General features: G+C 37.6%; 12 protein-coding genes. 8 read left to right on the top strand and 4 right to left on the bottom strand.

Features of this window, described 5'->3' with window-relative positions; all coding sequences use genetic code 11:
- Positions 1–26: 26 nt before the first annotated feature.
- Positions 27–1,754: a phospho-sugar mutase gene (locus AAC073_RS01480; RefSeq protein ID WP_339922058.1), complete on the bottom strand. Its 1,728-nt coding sequence runs from the start codon at positions 1,752–1,754 to the stop codon at positions 27–29.
- Positions 1,755–1,954: 200 nt separating this feature from the next.
- On the opposite strand from AAC073_RS01480, the gene AAC073_RS01475 reads away from it, so the two are divergent.
- Positions 1,955–2,377, top strand: a complete 423-nt coding sequence (locus AAC073_RS01475) for a hypothetical protein (protein ID WP_339922057.1) — start codon at positions 1,955–1,957, stop codon at positions 2,375–2,377.
- A 278-nt stretch (positions 2,378–2,655) separates the two neighbouring features.
- Here AAC073_RS01475 and trpS read toward each other — a convergent pair whose 3' ends face one another.
- On the bottom strand, positions 2,656–3,630 hold the full coding sequence (trpS, locus tag AAC073_RS01470; protein ID WP_339922056.1) for a tryptophan--tRNA ligase: 975 nt from the start codon (positions 3,628–3,630) through the stop codon (positions 2,656–2,658).
- Positions 3,631–3,701: 71 nt separating this feature from the next.
- Here trpS and AAC073_RS01465 point away from each other — a divergent pair, with 71 nt between their 5' ends.
- The 6 genes from AAC073_RS01465 to ppk1 all read left to right on the top strand — a co-directional run bounded on the left by AAC073_RS01465 (position 3,702) and on the right by ppk1 (position 12,468).
- Positions 3,702–4,799, top strand: a complete 1,098-nt coding sequence (locus AAC073_RS01465) for a DUF1573 domain-containing protein (protein ID WP_339922055.1) — start codon at positions 3,702–3,704, stop codon at positions 4,797–4,799.
- A gap of 180 nt (positions 4,800–4,979) precedes the next feature.
- Positions 4,980–5,951 carry a tryptophan 2,3-dioxygenase family protein gene (locus tag AAC073_RS01460; protein ID WP_339922054.1) on the top strand — a complete coding sequence of 324 codons (972 nt, stop codon included), beginning with the start codon at positions 4,980–4,982 and terminating at the stop codon, positions 5,949–5,951.
- A 2-nt stretch (positions 5,952–5,953) separates the two neighbouring features.
- Positions 5,954–7,546, top strand: a complete 1,593-nt coding sequence (locus AAC073_RS01455) for an FAD-dependent protein (RefSeq protein ID WP_339922053.1) — start codon at positions 5,954–5,956, stop codon at positions 7,544–7,546.
- A gap of 19 nt (positions 7,547–7,565) precedes the next feature.
- On the top strand, positions 7,566–7,940 hold the full coding sequence (locus AAC073_RS01450) for a CoA-binding protein (RefSeq protein ID WP_339922052.1): 375 nt from the start codon (positions 7,566–7,568) through the stop codon (positions 7,938–7,940).
- A gap of 329 nt (positions 7,941–8,269) precedes the next feature.
- Positions 8,270–10,231, top strand: a complete 1,962-nt coding sequence (gene gyrB / locus AAC073_RS01445; RefSeq protein ID WP_339922051.1) for a DNA topoisomerase (ATP-hydrolyzing) subunit B — start codon at positions 8,270–8,272, stop codon at positions 10,229–10,231.
- A 113-nt stretch (positions 10,232–10,344) separates the two neighbouring features.
- Positions 10,345–12,468, top strand: coding sequence for a polyphosphate kinase 1 (ppk1, locus tag AAC073_RS01440; protein ID WP_339922050.1), 2,124 nt, complete (start codon positions 10,345–10,347; stop codon positions 12,466–12,468).
- 145 nt (positions 12,469–12,613) lie between these two features.
- On the opposite strand, the gene AAC073_RS01435 is transcribed toward ppk1, so the two are convergent.
- Positions 12,614–12,823 carry a hypothetical protein gene (locus AAC073_RS01435; RefSeq protein WP_339922049.1) on the bottom strand — a complete coding sequence of 70 codons (210 nt, stop codon included), beginning with the start codon at positions 12,821–12,823 and terminating at the stop codon, positions 12,614–12,616.
- 80 nt (positions 12,824–12,903) lie between these two features.
- On the bottom strand, positions 12,904–13,179 hold the full coding sequence (locus AAC073_RS01430; RefSeq protein WP_339922048.1) for a DUF202 domain-containing protein: 276 nt from the start codon (positions 13,177–13,179) through the stop codon (positions 12,904–12,906).
- 141 nt (positions 13,180–13,320) lie between these two features.
- Between AAC073_RS01430 and AAC073_RS01425 the strand changes: the two genes are divergently transcribed.
- Positions 13,321–14,223, top strand: a complete 903-nt coding sequence (locus AAC073_RS01425; RefSeq protein ID WP_339922047.1) for a DUF3078 domain-containing protein — start codon at positions 13,321–13,323, stop codon at positions 14,221–14,223.
- Positions 14,224–14,794 lie beyond the last annotated feature (571 nt).

Raw genomic sequence — 14,794 nt, 5'->3', positions numbered from 1 at the left:
TAAAACCGGCATTTTGTATTATAATTTTATTCAAAAAATTTCTTTAAAGCATTTATTTTTGCTTCAAGAGAAGCTTCGGTAGTTCTGTAAGCTTCTCTATTGGGCAATTTCTCATTAACAGAGATATAGTATTTAATTTTAGGCTCGGTGCCTGATGGCCTAGCGGAAATTTTGCTACCATCTTCCAGGTAAAATTGGATAACGTTGGATTTTTCCAAATCCAACACCGATTCCGTTCCCGCAGTCATGTCGTAAACCTTACTTTCCTGAACGTCCACAATTTTACTAATCGCTATTCCATTAATGGACTTTGGTCTATTTGTTCTAAAGCCCTTCATTAATGCTTGTATTTGTTCAGCCCCATCCTTCCCTTTTTTGGTGATGGAAATAAGTGATTCTTTGTAAAATCCATATTCCATGTATATCTCTGCCAGGACATCGATGATATTCATGTTTTTCTGCTTGTAGTAGGCCATTATCTCAGCCACTATCGCACAGGCAGAAACCCCATCCTTGTCTCTAACGAAGTCGCCTACCAAGAAGCCATAACTCTCCTCGCCCCCAGCGATAAATTCTTTTTTACCTTCATTGGCAAGGATTACCGCTGCAATGTTCTTGAAACCTGTCAGAACATCATAATAAGGAACGTCAAAGCCTTTACTGATTTCTCCTAATAACCCTGTAGTCACTATCGTACTTACAGTAAATTGATTGCCCGTAAGTCTGCCATGTTCTTGGTACATAGATAGCAGGTAATAAATAATAAGTGCGCCTGTTTGATTGCCATTTAGCAATTCGTATTCGCTTCTCTCATTTTTGACAACGGCAGCATATCTGTCTCCATCCGGGTCACATGCCAGAACAAGTTCAGCATTTATTTCTTTGGCCAACTTGATAGAAAGATCCAAAGCCTCAGTCTCTTCAGGATTTGGGTACTTTACTGTTGGGAAATTTCCATCAGGCTCAATTTGTTCTTTTACCACATGAATGTTTTCAAAACCGAAAACTTTTAGGGCAGCAGGGACCATTTTCCCAGAGGCACCATGGATGGGTGAAAATACTATGGACATGTCTTTTTCTGCCAAATTAGTTAGCGGAGACATGCTTAATTTTTTTACCTCATTAAGGTAAAAAAGGTCAAAGTCTTCTTCAATGTATTCTTTGAGCGCATCATTTTTGTTCCAATTAACATCATCGATGGACTTGATTTTTAATACTTCTAAAATGATGTTTTTATCATGAGGTGAAACTACTTGACCTCCATCATCCCAGTAGACTTTGTAGCCATTGTACTCTTTGGGATTATGAGAAGCAGTTACCATTACACCACTTTGACAGCCGTAATACCTAATGGCATAGGATAGCATAGGGGTAGGTCGCATTTCTCTGAAATACTTAACTTTAATGCCATTTGCGGTAAGAACATTGGCAGTAGTTTCTGCAAATAGGGTATTGTTAATTCGAGAGTCATGGGTAATGGCAAGACTAATTTCTTCACCTGGAAAACTTGCTTTTAAATAGTTGGCCAGTCCCTGAGTGGCCATACCGATGGTATAAACGTTGATTCGATTAGAACCAACGCCCATTAAGCCTCTGAGGCCGCCAGTTCCGAATTCCAGGTCCCTATAAAAAGAATCGATAAGATCCGTATTGTCCGGATCATTTAGTAAGTCCTTTATCTCTTGCTTGCTCTTTTCATCGATGTTACTATTGAGCCATGCCTCCGCTTTGTTGATTATGGATGAATCTGTCATTTTTTGAAAAAAATTAATTTTGGTTTGAGATTTATGTCCAAAATATAAGCATTTATATGGATTTAGCCTTGAAGTGTCTTTAGATTTTTAAATGCCTCAAATATATGGCATGCCTTAAGTACTTTTAATAATTCTAAGTTGGAATATGATTTCAGATTATTTACCTTCATGTAGTTAAAAATATAATAGTAATAGCTTATATGGATTTTGAAAAATTAGATGTGGAGCTCTCCAAGATCGTACAGTTGCGAATTAAGTTGAGCGAAATAACTTATGCTGACCCGGAATATGATGACATTGAGGAGGAATTGCATGACCTTGAAGATGATCTGAATGAGGAGTTTGGAGATGAACTGGAAGGTAAATTAGAGGATATTTATGCCACCTTGGTTTCGGACAACGACGTCTTGCTTCCTTCAGCGTATTTGGCTAATAAATACGTACCAATGTTGCCAGATGCCCGAGGAGTAATCACTTATGATGTTCAGGGTAGAGAAGGTGTTCCAATTGAGTCGGAACAGTTTGATGGTCAAGATGTAAGAATTGTATTGGTACCAAATCCAACTAGATTTGTCATGGTTATAAATGGCAAATCGTTGAAAGACCTTTGGAGATCGAGATAAGTAGTCTCTATGATTTCCTGATAAATGGTAATTGGTTTCAAACCTATAATTTTGGGTTTGAACTGATTATCATTTTTTTTTTTAATTGAAATGGTGAAAAAATGAGCTACTCATCTTTTCAATACTGCCTGCTCTAAGGATTGACCCCGACACCTATTGAAAAATGTCAGCACGAGCTTTTTTTTGGATCTGGTCAAAAAAAAATCAGGGGCTTATGCACCTGATTTCCATAGCTTTTAAGTTACTAAAAACTGCTCAATTCAATGGGGGTTGAATATTTATCCGAAACCCAGTTTTTTTCTAAGGGTTGCTAAAAGCTGATTGGCTTCTTCTCTAGCTTTTTCTTCTCCTGCCTTTAACTTTGATTCTAGGTCGGGAAGGTTATTCATATAATAGTTGAATTGCTCTCGTTCGTTTTTATAGGTGTCTAGTATTAATTCAAGTAATTCCTTTTTGGCATGGCCAAAACCAAAGTTGCCAGCAAGGTATTTTTCTCTAAGGATTGAAGTTTGATCCTCATTGGCGATTAATTTGTATAAATTAAAAACGTTACAGACGTCCGGATCTTTTGGTTCTTCCAGTGGAGTGCTGTCAGTAATTATAGTATTCACATTTTTCTTTAATTGTTTTTCGGGCAGAAAAATATCAATATAGTTGTTGTAAGATTTGCTCATTTTTTGCCCATCTGTACCGGGAATAATCATTACCTCATTACTGATGCGTGCCTCAGGAACTTTAAGGAGCTCCTCTCCAATGCGATGGTTAAAAGTGCTAGCGATGTCTCTGGAAATTTCTAAATGCTGCAATTGATCCTTCCCCACAGGTACAAGATCAGCTCCATACAAAAGAATGTCAGCAGCCATCAATACAGGATAAGTGAACAAGCCTGCATTTACATCCGATAACCGATCGGACTTGTCCTTAAAGCTATGGGCATTGGCCAGCATAGGGTAAGGGGTAAAGCAACTCAAATACCAGGTGAGCTCAGTCACCTGAGGGATTCTTGACTGCCGGTAAAAAACCGATCTATTAATGTCCAAACCAAAAGCCAACCATGCTGCTGCTACAGCATTAACATTTTCTATTCTCGCCACAGGGTCTTTAATTGTGGTGAGGGAGTGGAAATCAGCAATGAATATATAGGACTCATTGTCCTCGTTTTTGGTTAAGGCTATGGCCGGTTTAATTGCACCCAAAATATTACCTAAATGCGGTTTTCCTGAACTTTGTATACCTGTGAGTACTCTTGCCATTACTGTGTTTTTGACACAAATTTAAGGAATTTAAGCAATAATTTGTGGTAATTTTATCGTTATTTGTCATTATGAAGTACACAGTGTTTTTGTTATTCGTCAGTGTTTTTTTGTTTTCTTCTATAGTAGAGGTTAATAGTCAGGAAGTTGAGCGTGGAGGATTGGTCTGGGAAAACAATCTGATAAATATTGGTGCGGTAATGCCTGAGCAAGGAGAGCATATCGCGGATTTTTACTATTTGAATGAAACTGATTCAAATGCCTATATCAATGAAGTTATTACTGATTGCGGTTGTGCAGTAGTTGCCTATTCTCAGGATTCATTAGCACCAAATAAAATTGGTCACCTTCAGATCACCTTCGATCCTGAATCTCGAGGGGGTACTTTTTCTAAAATGATTTTGGTTAAAACTAATGTAAAGCCTTTGGGTGACTCCTTATTTTTAGAGGGGGTAAATGTTCACTTTCCTAATGATCCTGAATCCCATTACAAAATTAGAAAAGGTGGCTTGGGATTTGTTTTTGATCAAAACAATTTGGGGACGCTTTATACAAATAAGCCTAAGGTTAAAGTCATAGATTTTTATAATTTCAATGACTTTCCTATTCAGTTGAATTTAAAGCAGGATAGTATCCCCAACCATGTGAAAGTGCGAATGGTACCCCCTGTAGTAGAAAGCAATACTAGAGGTGTTTTAGAAATCGAATATGACCCCATTATAAAAAATGACCTTGGCTTTACGCGTGATTCATTTAAGCTCTCCCTTTTATCGGGTGAACATTTTGAAATACCTATAAATTTATTGGCTACCATTCATGAATATTTCGATCCTTTGCCAGTAAGCCAGGTAAATGAAGTGCCCAAACTTTCAATAGCTGAAATGGAAATTAACTTAGGAAAGATAGGTTCTAAAAATGTGGTTTCCCGAATATTGACACTTGAGAACGAAGGCCCAAAACCATTGAATATAAGAAAAATTGTTAGCAACTGTGAATGCTTAACTTTGGATATGCCTAAAATGAATATTCAAAGTGGAGAAAAAGTTGATCTCGTATTCACCTTTGACCCAAAAGGAAGAAGAGGCATCGATCACAAAACCATCACCTTCTTCAGTAATGATCCTCTGACACCTACCAAGACAGTGGTTATAAAAAGTAGAATAGACTAAAATTACCAACGGTAAAGATTTTCTGATTCGAGTCATTGAAAGACAATTTTTGGTTTAAAGTGTCGCTGATTACAAAGAAAAACGTATTAATTTGGCATTTCGAAAGAATTTCTACTCGCGTAACATCGAAAATTATTCTCTATAGCGTATATTAATGAATTAATGCTTCGGCACCTTTGCATGGAAAAAAAATATCCCGAAAAAGAAATTGTAGATAAAATTAAACTACTAGAAGAAAAATTTAGGGCTTCTGGACAGGATTTATCCTCTTATTTGGAAGGACTGTTACATGCCGATTACCTTAACTATTGGGATTATATAAATTTAGACACGCTGCTTACCCTTCAGCAGCCCAGGACTTCCTTTAAGGACGAAAAAATTTTCATTATATATCATCAGATCACCGAACTGTATTTTAACCTCATCCTTTGGGAGATAGAACAAATGGCGGCAGTTGACCATATAGAGTTGAAGTTTTTTAAGGAGAGGATAAAAAGGGTCATTATGTATTTTGACTTACTGATCTCATCTTTTGCGGTGATGTGGAAAGGGATGGAAAGAGAACAATTCATGAAATTCAGGATGTCTCTTCTTCCAGCCAGTGGTTTTCAAAGTGCTCAGTATAGAATGATTGAGATCATGTGTACAGATATTCAAAATCTTGTGTACCTGGAAGAGCGAGAAGACTACAAGGACATTAACTTAACTAGTATCGATAGCCTTTTTGATATACTCTATTGGCAATATGGAGCCAAAGAATTGGCTACCGGAGAAAAGACACTTACCCTCCAGTCATTTGAAGATAAATATGGTGATGAATTGAAGGAGTTGATATCTAAATTCAGAAAGAATAACTTGTGGAAAAAGTATGTTTACCTCGATGATAAGGACGAGGAATTGACAGATTTAATGAAAGAGCTGGATGAGAAAGCCAACGTTTATTGGCCCCTAGCTCATTACAAATCCGCAGTTAAATACCTTCACAAAAATCCTACGGATATCGCCGCTACTGGTGGTACCAATTGGCAAAAGTTTTTGCCTCCTAGATTTCAAAAAGTAATATTTTATCCTGAATTATGGACAGAATCGGAAATCAAGGAATGGGGCAAGCATTGGGTAGAGACTGAGTTGCTTGATGTGGTGGAAAAATAGATATGAAAAAAGAATTGCAGCTGGTACTCAGCCCTGAAGAAGCCTATAATGCGTTATTGTTTCAAAAAATAGCAGCGGAAAAATCAGGTTTTGCTGAGCAGAAAGACTTAATCATAAGGGCAACAAAAAGGTCTATTGATGCAAGAAGCAAAAAGGTTAAAATTAATGTAACCGTAGAAGTTTACAGTGGTCAGGTTCCTGAGCCTTTGGTAAATAGCGGGAAGGATTATCCTAATGTAAAGCATAGTGACCCGTTAATAATTGTAGGAGCAGGTCCAGCAGGTCTTTTTGCAGCCTTAAGGGCCATTGAACTTGGAATAAAGCCTATCGTCCTAGAACGAGGCAAAGATGTACGTGCTAGAAGGAGAGATCTGGCTGCACTGAATAAGGAACATATCGTAAATCCTGATTCTAATTATTGTTTTGGAGAAGGGGGTGCAGGGACTTATTCTGATGGTAAATTATATACAAGGTCCAAGAAAAGAGGTGATTTACGACGCATTATGGAGATCTTGGTCGCCCATGGTGCCAATGAAGATATTTTAGTCGATGCCCACCCTCATATCGGCACCAATAAACTCCCCCAACTTATAACCCGACTTCGTGAAACTATAATTGAAGCAGGGGGGGAGGTGTTGTTCAATACAAAGGTTACTGAGCTTCTTTTGAATAAAGATACCATCCAGGGTGTAATTACAAGCGAGGGAGAAAAAATCACTGGTTTAGGTGTAATTTTAGCAACTGGGCATTCTGCCAGAGATGTTTTTCAATTACTTACAAGGCAGAAAGTATTGATTGAAGCAAAGCCATTTGCCTTGGGAGTACGTATAGAACATGACCAAAAATTAATAGATAGTATCCAATATCATTGTCCTTCGGATAGAGGGCCATTTTTGCCAGCATCATCTTATAGCTTAGTACAGCAAACTGTTTTAGATGGAAAACAACGTGGCGTTTTCTCTTTTTGTATGTGTCCAGGGGGGTTTATAGTACCTTCGGCTTCATCACCGGGTGAAATAGTTGTCAATGGAATGAGTCCTAGTAGAAGAGATGGTAAATTTGCCAATTCTGGTATGGTTGTAGCAGTGGAATTGGAAGACCTGCCAACTTATCAAAAATACGGACCGCTCGCGGCTTTGGTATTCCAGCAAGAGGCAGAGAAGGCAGCTTGGCTTGCAGGAGGTGAATCTCAGGTGGCTCCGGCACAGAGAATGGTAGATTTTGTAAATAATAAACCAAGTAAAGACTTACTGCCTACGTCTTATCAACCAGGTTTGAAGAGTGTAAATATGAACAATGTTCTCCCTGATTTTATCGCAAGACGATTGGCCATGGCCTTGCCACTCCTGGATAAAAAAATGAAAGGATATTATACCAATGAAGCCCAAATAGTAGGTGTGGAAAGCAGGACATCCTCACCAGTGAGAATCCCCAGAAGTAAAGAAGGATTTGAGCACCCCCAAATTAGCAGGCTTTATCCATGTGGAGAAGGGGCAGGTTATGCTGGAGGCATCGTTTCGGCCGCTATGGATGGTGAACGTTGCGCTGAAAAATTGATAGAAAAGTACAGTAAAGCAGGTATGCGAAACAAGTAGTTTTAATGAAGAGGTGAATATGGAAAAAAGTAAAAAAACAGTCGTTTTTGGTGCAAGTCCGAATCCTGCGAGATATGCGCATACGGCAGCCACTATGTTGAAAGAAAGAGCTGTACCTTTTGTTCCTGTTGGAATTAAAACGGGCGTAACCTCAGGAGAAAAAATATTGAATTTAAGAGAAAAACCAGTTTTACCAGATATTCATACGGTGACACTCTATGTAGGTCCTCAAAATCAAACGGAATGGTATGACTATATACTTTCCCTTAAGCCCGAAAGAATAATATTTAATCCGGGAACTGAAAATCAGGAATTTATGGATTTGGCTAGAGAAAAAGGAATTGCCGTTGTACCAGCTTGCACACTGGTGCTGTTAAGTACGGGCCAGTATTGAATTGCAAAAGTTTGGGGTTTAAAGTAATCGTATTTTTTCAGGGTAACTGATTAATTGATTTTTGTTCAGGTGGTGAAAATAGCCTTGATTATAAATCAAGAGAAACTGCAATTGGTGGAATGGTAATGAACTTTAGCTATGATATATGTTTAGTACCTTTTTGTTAGCCAATACCTAATACTTGGACCCAAAGTAACAGGCGGTGCATAATATAGTAACAATAGCCCTTAAAAGGGTTACATTCTCGTTTTTTTTGTGTATTTTTGTCTTTAGTTTAGTTTAAAATATTTGAATTTGAAATGGCACTTCTTTTGCCATAAAGTCTTACTATGAGTCAGGAAAAAGCGTCGTCGAATAAAAGCGATTATTCAGCCCAGAATATTCAGGTGTTGGAAGGGTTGGAAGCGGTTAGAAAAAGACCCGCCATGTATATTGGTGACATAGGTGTCAAAGGGTTGCATCATTTGATTTGGGAGGTAGTTGATAACTCCATTGATGAAGCATTAGCCGGCCATTGTGACACCATTTCAGTTACAATTCATGAAGACAATTCTGTTTCGGTACAGGACAATGGTAGGGGTATTCCTACTGAATTTCACAAGAAAGAAAACAGGTCTGCACTTGAGGTGGTAATGACTGTTTTACACGCTGGTGGTAAGTTTGACAAAGATACGTACAAAGTGTCTGGAGGACTACACGGAGTGGGGGTTTCATGTGTGAATGCCCTTTCTTCTATCTTGACAGTAACCGTCAAAAGAGATGGAAAAATACATGAGCAAGAATATGTTAGAGGTGTTCCTCAATATGTAGTTAGGGAGATAGGTAAAACGGATGATCGTGGTACTCATGTGCATTTCAAGCCTGACCATGAGATATTCCAAGCATTGGAATACAAGTACGAAACAATCGCTAACCGTTTACGTGAGATGGCCTTCTTGAATGCGGGCATTCGGATTTCTTTAAAAGACCTTCGAGAGAAAGAGGATGACGGAAACTTCAGAACTGATGAATTCTATTCTGAGGGTGGTTTGGTTGAATTTGTTGAATACTTGGACGAAAACAAACAAAAGATAATTGAAAAACCAATTTATATAGAGTCTGAGAAGAATGGTGTACCTGTTCAGGTTGCCATGGGCTACAATAACTCCTATACAGAGAATGTTGTGTCCTATGTGAATACCATTAATACCTATGAAGGTGGTACCCACGTTTCAGGTTTTAGAAGAGCACTTACCAGAACGCTTAAAAGCTATGCTGATAAGTCAGGGATGCTTGATAAGCTGAAACTTGAGATTTCAGGTGATGATTTTCGAGAAGGCCTTACAGCGGTAATTTCTGTTAAAGTGGCGGAACCACAGTTTGAAGGGCAAACCAAAACCAAATTGGGTAACTCCGATGTGACAGGAGCAGTAGATGCTTCAGTTTCAGAAACATTACAATTCTGGCTATTAGAACATCCAAAAGAGGCAAAAATAATAATTGGTAAGGTGGTACTGGCAGCTCAGGCCAGGCACGCAGCCAAAAAGGCCCGTGAGATGGTGCAGCGTAAGAATGTACTTGGAGGTGGTGGACTCCCTGGTAAACTGGCCGATTGTGCGAATTCTGATCCTGCTGTGTGCGAATTGTACCTGGTGGAAGGGGACTCTGCTGGTGGTTCAGCCAAGCAAGGAAGAGATAGAGATTTCCAAGCGATATTGCCCTTGAAAGGAAAAATATTAAACGTAGAAAAAGCGCATGAACATAAAATCTACGATAATGAGGAAATCAAAAATATATTAACAGCGCTTGGTGTTAAATTCGGTACCGTTAATGACGAAAAGGAATTGGACTTATCCAAACTCCGTTATCATAAAATCATAATCATGACGGATGCTGATATTGATGGTTCTCACATTAGAACATTAATTCTGACCTTGTTTTTCAGGTACATGAGAAGCTTGATTGAATATGGTTACCTTTATATTGCGCTTCCACCTTTTTATCTTTTGAAAAGAGGAAAAGAAGAAAGGTATATCTGGACTGAAGAAGAAAGACAAATTGCTATCAAAGAGATGGCGCCTGATGGGAAAGAAGACAGTGTAGGTATTCAGAGGTATAAAGGACTTGGTGAAATGAATCCTGAGCAACTTTGGACTACTACCATGGACCCAGAATCCAGGACATTGAAAAAAGTAACCATTGACTCTGCAGCCGAGGCTGATCATCTATTTAGTATGCTTATGGGTGACGAAGTGGCTCCTCGAAGAGAGTTTATAGAAAAGAATGCTAAATATGCCAAAATTGATACCTAACGGTTGCCAAAAGGTTTTCCGTAGAGAATAAAAAAAGGGCTAAATGCCCTTTTTTTATTCTCTAAATAATTTAGTATCATTGATCAACTTTTTCCCAATTTAATGAAATACATATGAAATTGATCCAGCTCGATAAAATTGAAGAAACCATAAATAGTAGTAAATTAATCAGCAGGGACCTTAGCTGGTTAAAATTTAATGACCGGGTTGTTGATCAGATTAAAAAGGACAAGCGGAATATTTTTGAGAAATTTAAATTTCTAGCGATAGCAGCCTCTAACCTTGATGAGTTTTTCATGATCAGGGTTGGCTCTTTATATAACTACCTGGACTATGATAAGGTCAGAATAGACTATTCTGGTTTGCGAGAAGATAGTTTTAAGAAGAAGCTGATGATCGAATCCCAGATTTTCCATAACAAGCTTCAGCGACAGTTTGTGGATGAACTGCTCACTACTACCAAACAAGCTGGTTTTCAATTAAGCAATGTGCGTAACCTGTTGGCGGAAGAGCAAAAGACAATTGAAGATTATTTTTACAAGGCAGTCTATCCAATGTTGACCCCTATGGTCTTTGATGGTTACCATACCTTTCCCATTTTGATGAACAAATTGTTGATTTTTGGGGTAGTTACTATAGGTCCTGGGGAAAAGAAAGACAATAAGAAACTTTCATTCGTACAGATTCCTTCCAATATTCCACGGTTTTTTGAGTTGGAAAGGGAGGACATGACGATTTGTGTGCCCATTGAAGAAATGATAAGGGAGCATATTGTTTCGCTATTTAGAAATGTGAACATTGAATCGATTAACCTATTTAGGATAACGAGGAATGGTGATTTTACCTTGGAGGAAAGTGAAGACATGGATTCCAATTTCTTGGAAGAAGTGAAACGTAAACTCAATGAGCGTAAGACAGGTAGAGTTGTTCGGATTGAAATCGAAGAAGGCTATAGCAAATACATGGTCAATTTGCTAAAACAGCGCTGGACACTCAATGATGACAGTATATTTAAAATTGAGCGTAAAAGCTTGATGGATTTCACAGGTTTGTGGCAGGTGATTGGTAACAAGCGGTTTAAAGACAAAATTCCTGCTATACACGATCCAATTCCTCCATTGTCATACCCTGAAGCTGCCTCTGAAGACATCTTCCAGGTGCTAAAAAACAAGGATATTTTGCTTCATCATCCTTACAATGACATGGAGCCGATTCTTGAGCTGCTGGATAAGGCTGCTGACGACCCACATGTTATGGCCATCAAGATGACGATTTATCGCCTGGCGAAAAACTCAAGAATTGTTGGCGCTCTACTAAAAGCGGTAGAAAATGGCAAGCACGTCTCCGTATTATTTGAAGTTAAAGCCCGTTTTGATGAGGAAAACAACATCAGAGAAGCAAAAAAGATGCAGAAAGCAGGCTGTTTTGTAATCTATGGTGTAAGTAATTTCAAGACGCACACAAAATTACTGCTGATTGTTAAAAAAGAAGAAAATAGAGTTACCCGTTATGTTCATTTAGGCTCAGGGAATTACAATGAAGAAACCAGTCGTATTTATACAGATATTGGACTTCTAACGACAGACGAGACGCTTGCAAATGATGTTTCTGAGTTTTTCAATGTAATTACCGGACATTCAGCTCCAACAAGCTATCAAAACCTTATCACCTCACCACGTGATATGAGAAATAATCTCATAGAATTCATCAATATTGAATCAGAAAATGCAAGCAAAGGGTTGCCTTCTGGGATTTTTATAAAAATTAATTCTCTTGAAGATTCGGAATTCATCCACGCGCTTTACAGTGCGTCTCAGGCGGGAGTACCTGTGAAGTTGATTGTGCGTGGCATCTGTTGTCTGAGGCCTGGCAGAAAAGGATTAAGTGAAAACATTGAGGTGATCTCTATTGTAGGCGACTTCCTCGAGCATTCTAGAATTTATCATTTCCATAACAATGGTGATCCTACAATTTATGTAGGTAGTGCTGATGCCATGGTTAGAAGTTTTGATAAACGATTAGAGTCCTTGTTTAAGGTGGAAAATCAATTCCTGCAGAAGCAATTAATGAATATTTTAAAGTACAATCTTTTGGACAATGAAAATGCCTATGTAATGCAGGAAGATGGGAAATACCTTCCTAAGAAAGCTAAAGAAGGGGAAGAAATCTTTAATATTCACCAAAGGTTTTTTGAATTGGAACCAGAGATGATTGAAAATGTTAAATTGATTGATTGAAAGTAACTAAGGTTAATCAAACCCAAGTCTTCAAATCGCCACAAGTAAATTGTGGCGATTTTTTTAGGAAGTGATTACATCAATTATTAGCTATCCTACAATGCGGCATAAAAACAGGCTTTAAAATATAAAAAACGTTAGCGGATTATTTTTTCCTACCAACAGCTAATAATACAATGCCAGCAATTACGGCGATCCCGCCCGCATAAGGGGGCCAGTCCACACTTTGTTCTTTGTCAGCGCTTAATTTTAACGGTCCTGCATCTATTACTGTCTCTTCGGTTGTGAACGAAAACCCAGTCATTAAAAACATGGCAATGCCTGCAATGATCAAAACTATTCCTAGAAGCTTCATTTGTATAAAGTTTGGTTTCAATTTTTAGTATACAAATAGCTTACCAAATTTAAATAATAAAAAGATGGGCATCCCACTCTTTACATTTTCTCGTATCTCCCTTTAGATAATTTTCTTTTAAGTTTAAAAAAATTAATAAAACCTACAATCAATAACATTACACTTATCATAAAGGAGAAATAACCAAGGTTTTTAACATTTTCGAGGTCATTGACTTTCATTAAAGCTGTACCGCTCACAATGAAGTATAAACTCGTCCTAATATATGCCAAAAGCGTGCGCTCATTAGCGAGTTTCGTTCTTTGCCTAGCTAAAAAATCTCTGACTATCAGTGTTTCTTCTGTTTGATTTTCCATAAATTTGCAATTCGTATCGATTTTACGGTTAATTTAAAATTTTATTTTCAACTTTTAATTTGGTGAATATTTAAAATTAAACGATAGGTCGCGAAATTGTTCTGATTAAAACAAATAATAATAAATTCTAATAAAAAAAGCATGAAAAATTTTCTACTAACCTTTTTGGTTTTTGTCATAACAACAACGGTTATCACCGCCCAAGTGGTTTCAGACTCGCTGGAACAAATACCTGCAGATACCAGTTACTGGCAATCGGAGTTTAGCGCAGGACTAAACTTTAATCAGGCAGGCTTTAGCAGCAACTGGAAAGCAGGAGGGGTAAATTCCGTATCATTTGGAAGCATCATAGCAGGAAAAGCGCTCTATCAAAAAGAAAAAATTTCCTGGGACAATGAATTAGAGCTTCTTTTTGGAATTGTTCGCAATGAAGGTGAAGGTACAAGAAAATCTAACGATAGGATATTTTTAGATTCAAAGTTAGGTTACCAATTGAGTGAAAAATGGTCTAGTTACTTCTCTGTAAATTACCTTTCACAATTTGCCGAAGGTTATAAATACAATGAGGATGGTACACAATCATTGATTTCGAAATTTATGGCTCCAGGTTATTTAACCTCTTCCCTTGGGTTTGAGTTTAAACCCAGTAAGGAATTTTTCCTAAGAATAGGTCCCTTTTCTCCGAGGTTCACATTTATGTCAGATGATCAAATTATTAATAATGTACCTTCAAACTATGGTGTTTTGCCAGGTGATAAAGTAAGAATAGAATGGTTGGCAATGCAGGTCTTTGCCAGTTTAGATAAAGATCTTTCTGAGAATTTAAACCTTAAGTCTCGCTATACAATGTTTGCTAATTACGAGACCCTTTCTATGAAAAATATTGATCACAGACTGGATTTGACACTAACTGCAAAAATATCAAGCATCATTAACGTAACCTTCACAGGGATATCTCTTTATGATATTGATCAGGATGCAGCAATCCAGTATAGCCAAGGCCTATCATTAGGTATATTGTACAAAGTAGGTAACAAAAAATAGATAATTAACCAGATTTTATCTTCTAAATTTGGTTTTTAATCAGTTATTGTTAATTTTGTTTGTATTATGGTAGTTAAATAATAGTTGGTTTAGTTTTCAAAATAAAAAGCAGGAGATATTCTCCTGCTTTTTTATTGTTCAGCTATTTTTTTTCATTAAGAGCGTTAATAATTTGCTTAATGGTATTTAGCAATTCGATCTTCTGCCCTTCTTCAGGCGGAATGGCGTGCTCGCTAATGGCAGTGTTAGATTGCTTTTAAATCAAATCCCATTTTATATGAGTTGTTTACTGCCTATTTTAGATTATAGGAAAGGATTAATTATAATGTCTTTTTTTGCAAAAAAAAAGCTATGAAACAATGTCTCATAGCTTTAGTCAATTAACAATAAACCCAAAATAACCTGCTGTAGGAGAAGGAGTCGAACCTCCAAGGAGCAGTTAGGAAAAATACGAGCTCGCTATTTTCTTTATTCTGTGATCTCCACCCTCGAGACAGGAGGGCATGTCTGCCAGTTTCATCATCCTACAGTATAAGAGACCATTTGTCTCTGTTTGATGTTTCAAAGGTAA

Origin of the sequence: uncultured Cyclobacterium sp. (genome assembly GCF_963977555.1) — a bacterium.
Lineage (GTDB): Bacteria > Bacteroidota > Bacteroidia > Cytophagales > Cyclobacteriaceae > Cyclobacterium.
The sequence above is the reverse complement of the archived record's forward strand: the minus strand, read 5'-3'. Positions and strand labels throughout refer to the sequence as shown.

Excerpts from the sequence above, each read along its gene's own strand:
- ppk1 (WP_339922050.1), top strand. The coding sequence starts at position 10,345 with ATGAAATTGATCCAGCTCGATAAAATTGAAGAAACCATAAATAGTAGT.
- gyrB (WP_339922051.1), top strand. The coding sequence starts at position 8,270 with ATGAGTCAGGAAAAAGCGTCGTCGAATAAAAGCGATTATTCAGCCCAG.
- AAC073_RS01465 (WP_339922055.1), top strand. The coding sequence starts at position 3,702 with ATGAAGTACACAGTGTTTTTGTTATTCGTCAGTGTTTTTTTGTTTTCT.
- AAC073_RS01450 (WP_339922052.1), top strand. The coding sequence starts at position 7,566 with ATGGAAAAAAGTAAAAAAACAGTCGTTTTTGGTGCAAGTCCGAATCCT.
- AAC073_RS01460 (WP_339922054.1), top strand. The coding sequence starts at position 4,980 with ATGGAAAAAAAATATCCCGAAAAAGAAATTGTAGATAAAATTAAACTA.
- AAC073_RS01455 (WP_339922053.1), top strand. The coding sequence starts at position 5,954 with ATGAAAAAAGAATTGCAGCTGGTACTCAGCCCTGAAGAAGCCTATAAT.
- AAC073_RS01475 (WP_339922057.1), top strand. The coding sequence starts at position 1,955 with ATGGATTTTGAAAAATTAGATGTGGAGCTCTCCAAGATCGTACAGTTG.
- AAC073_RS01480 (WP_339922058.1), bottom strand. The coding sequence starts at position 1,754 with ATGACAGATTCATCCATAATCAACAAAGCGGAGGCATGGCTCAATAGT.
- AAC073_RS01435 (WP_339922049.1), bottom strand. The coding sequence starts at position 12,823 with ATGAAGCTTCTAGGAATAGTTTTGATCATTGCAGGCATTGCCATGTTT.
- AAC073_RS01430 (WP_339922048.1), bottom strand. The coding sequence starts at position 13,179 with ATGGAAAATCAAACAGAAGAAACACTGATAGTCAGAGATTTTTTAGCT.
- AAC073_RS01425 (WP_339922047.1), top strand. The coding sequence starts at position 13,321 with ATGAAAAATTTTCTACTAACCTTTTTGGTTTTTGTCATAACAACAACG.
- trpS (WP_339922056.1), bottom strand. The coding sequence starts at position 3,630 with ATGGCAAGAGTACTCACAGGTATACAAAGTTCAGGAAAACCGCATTTA.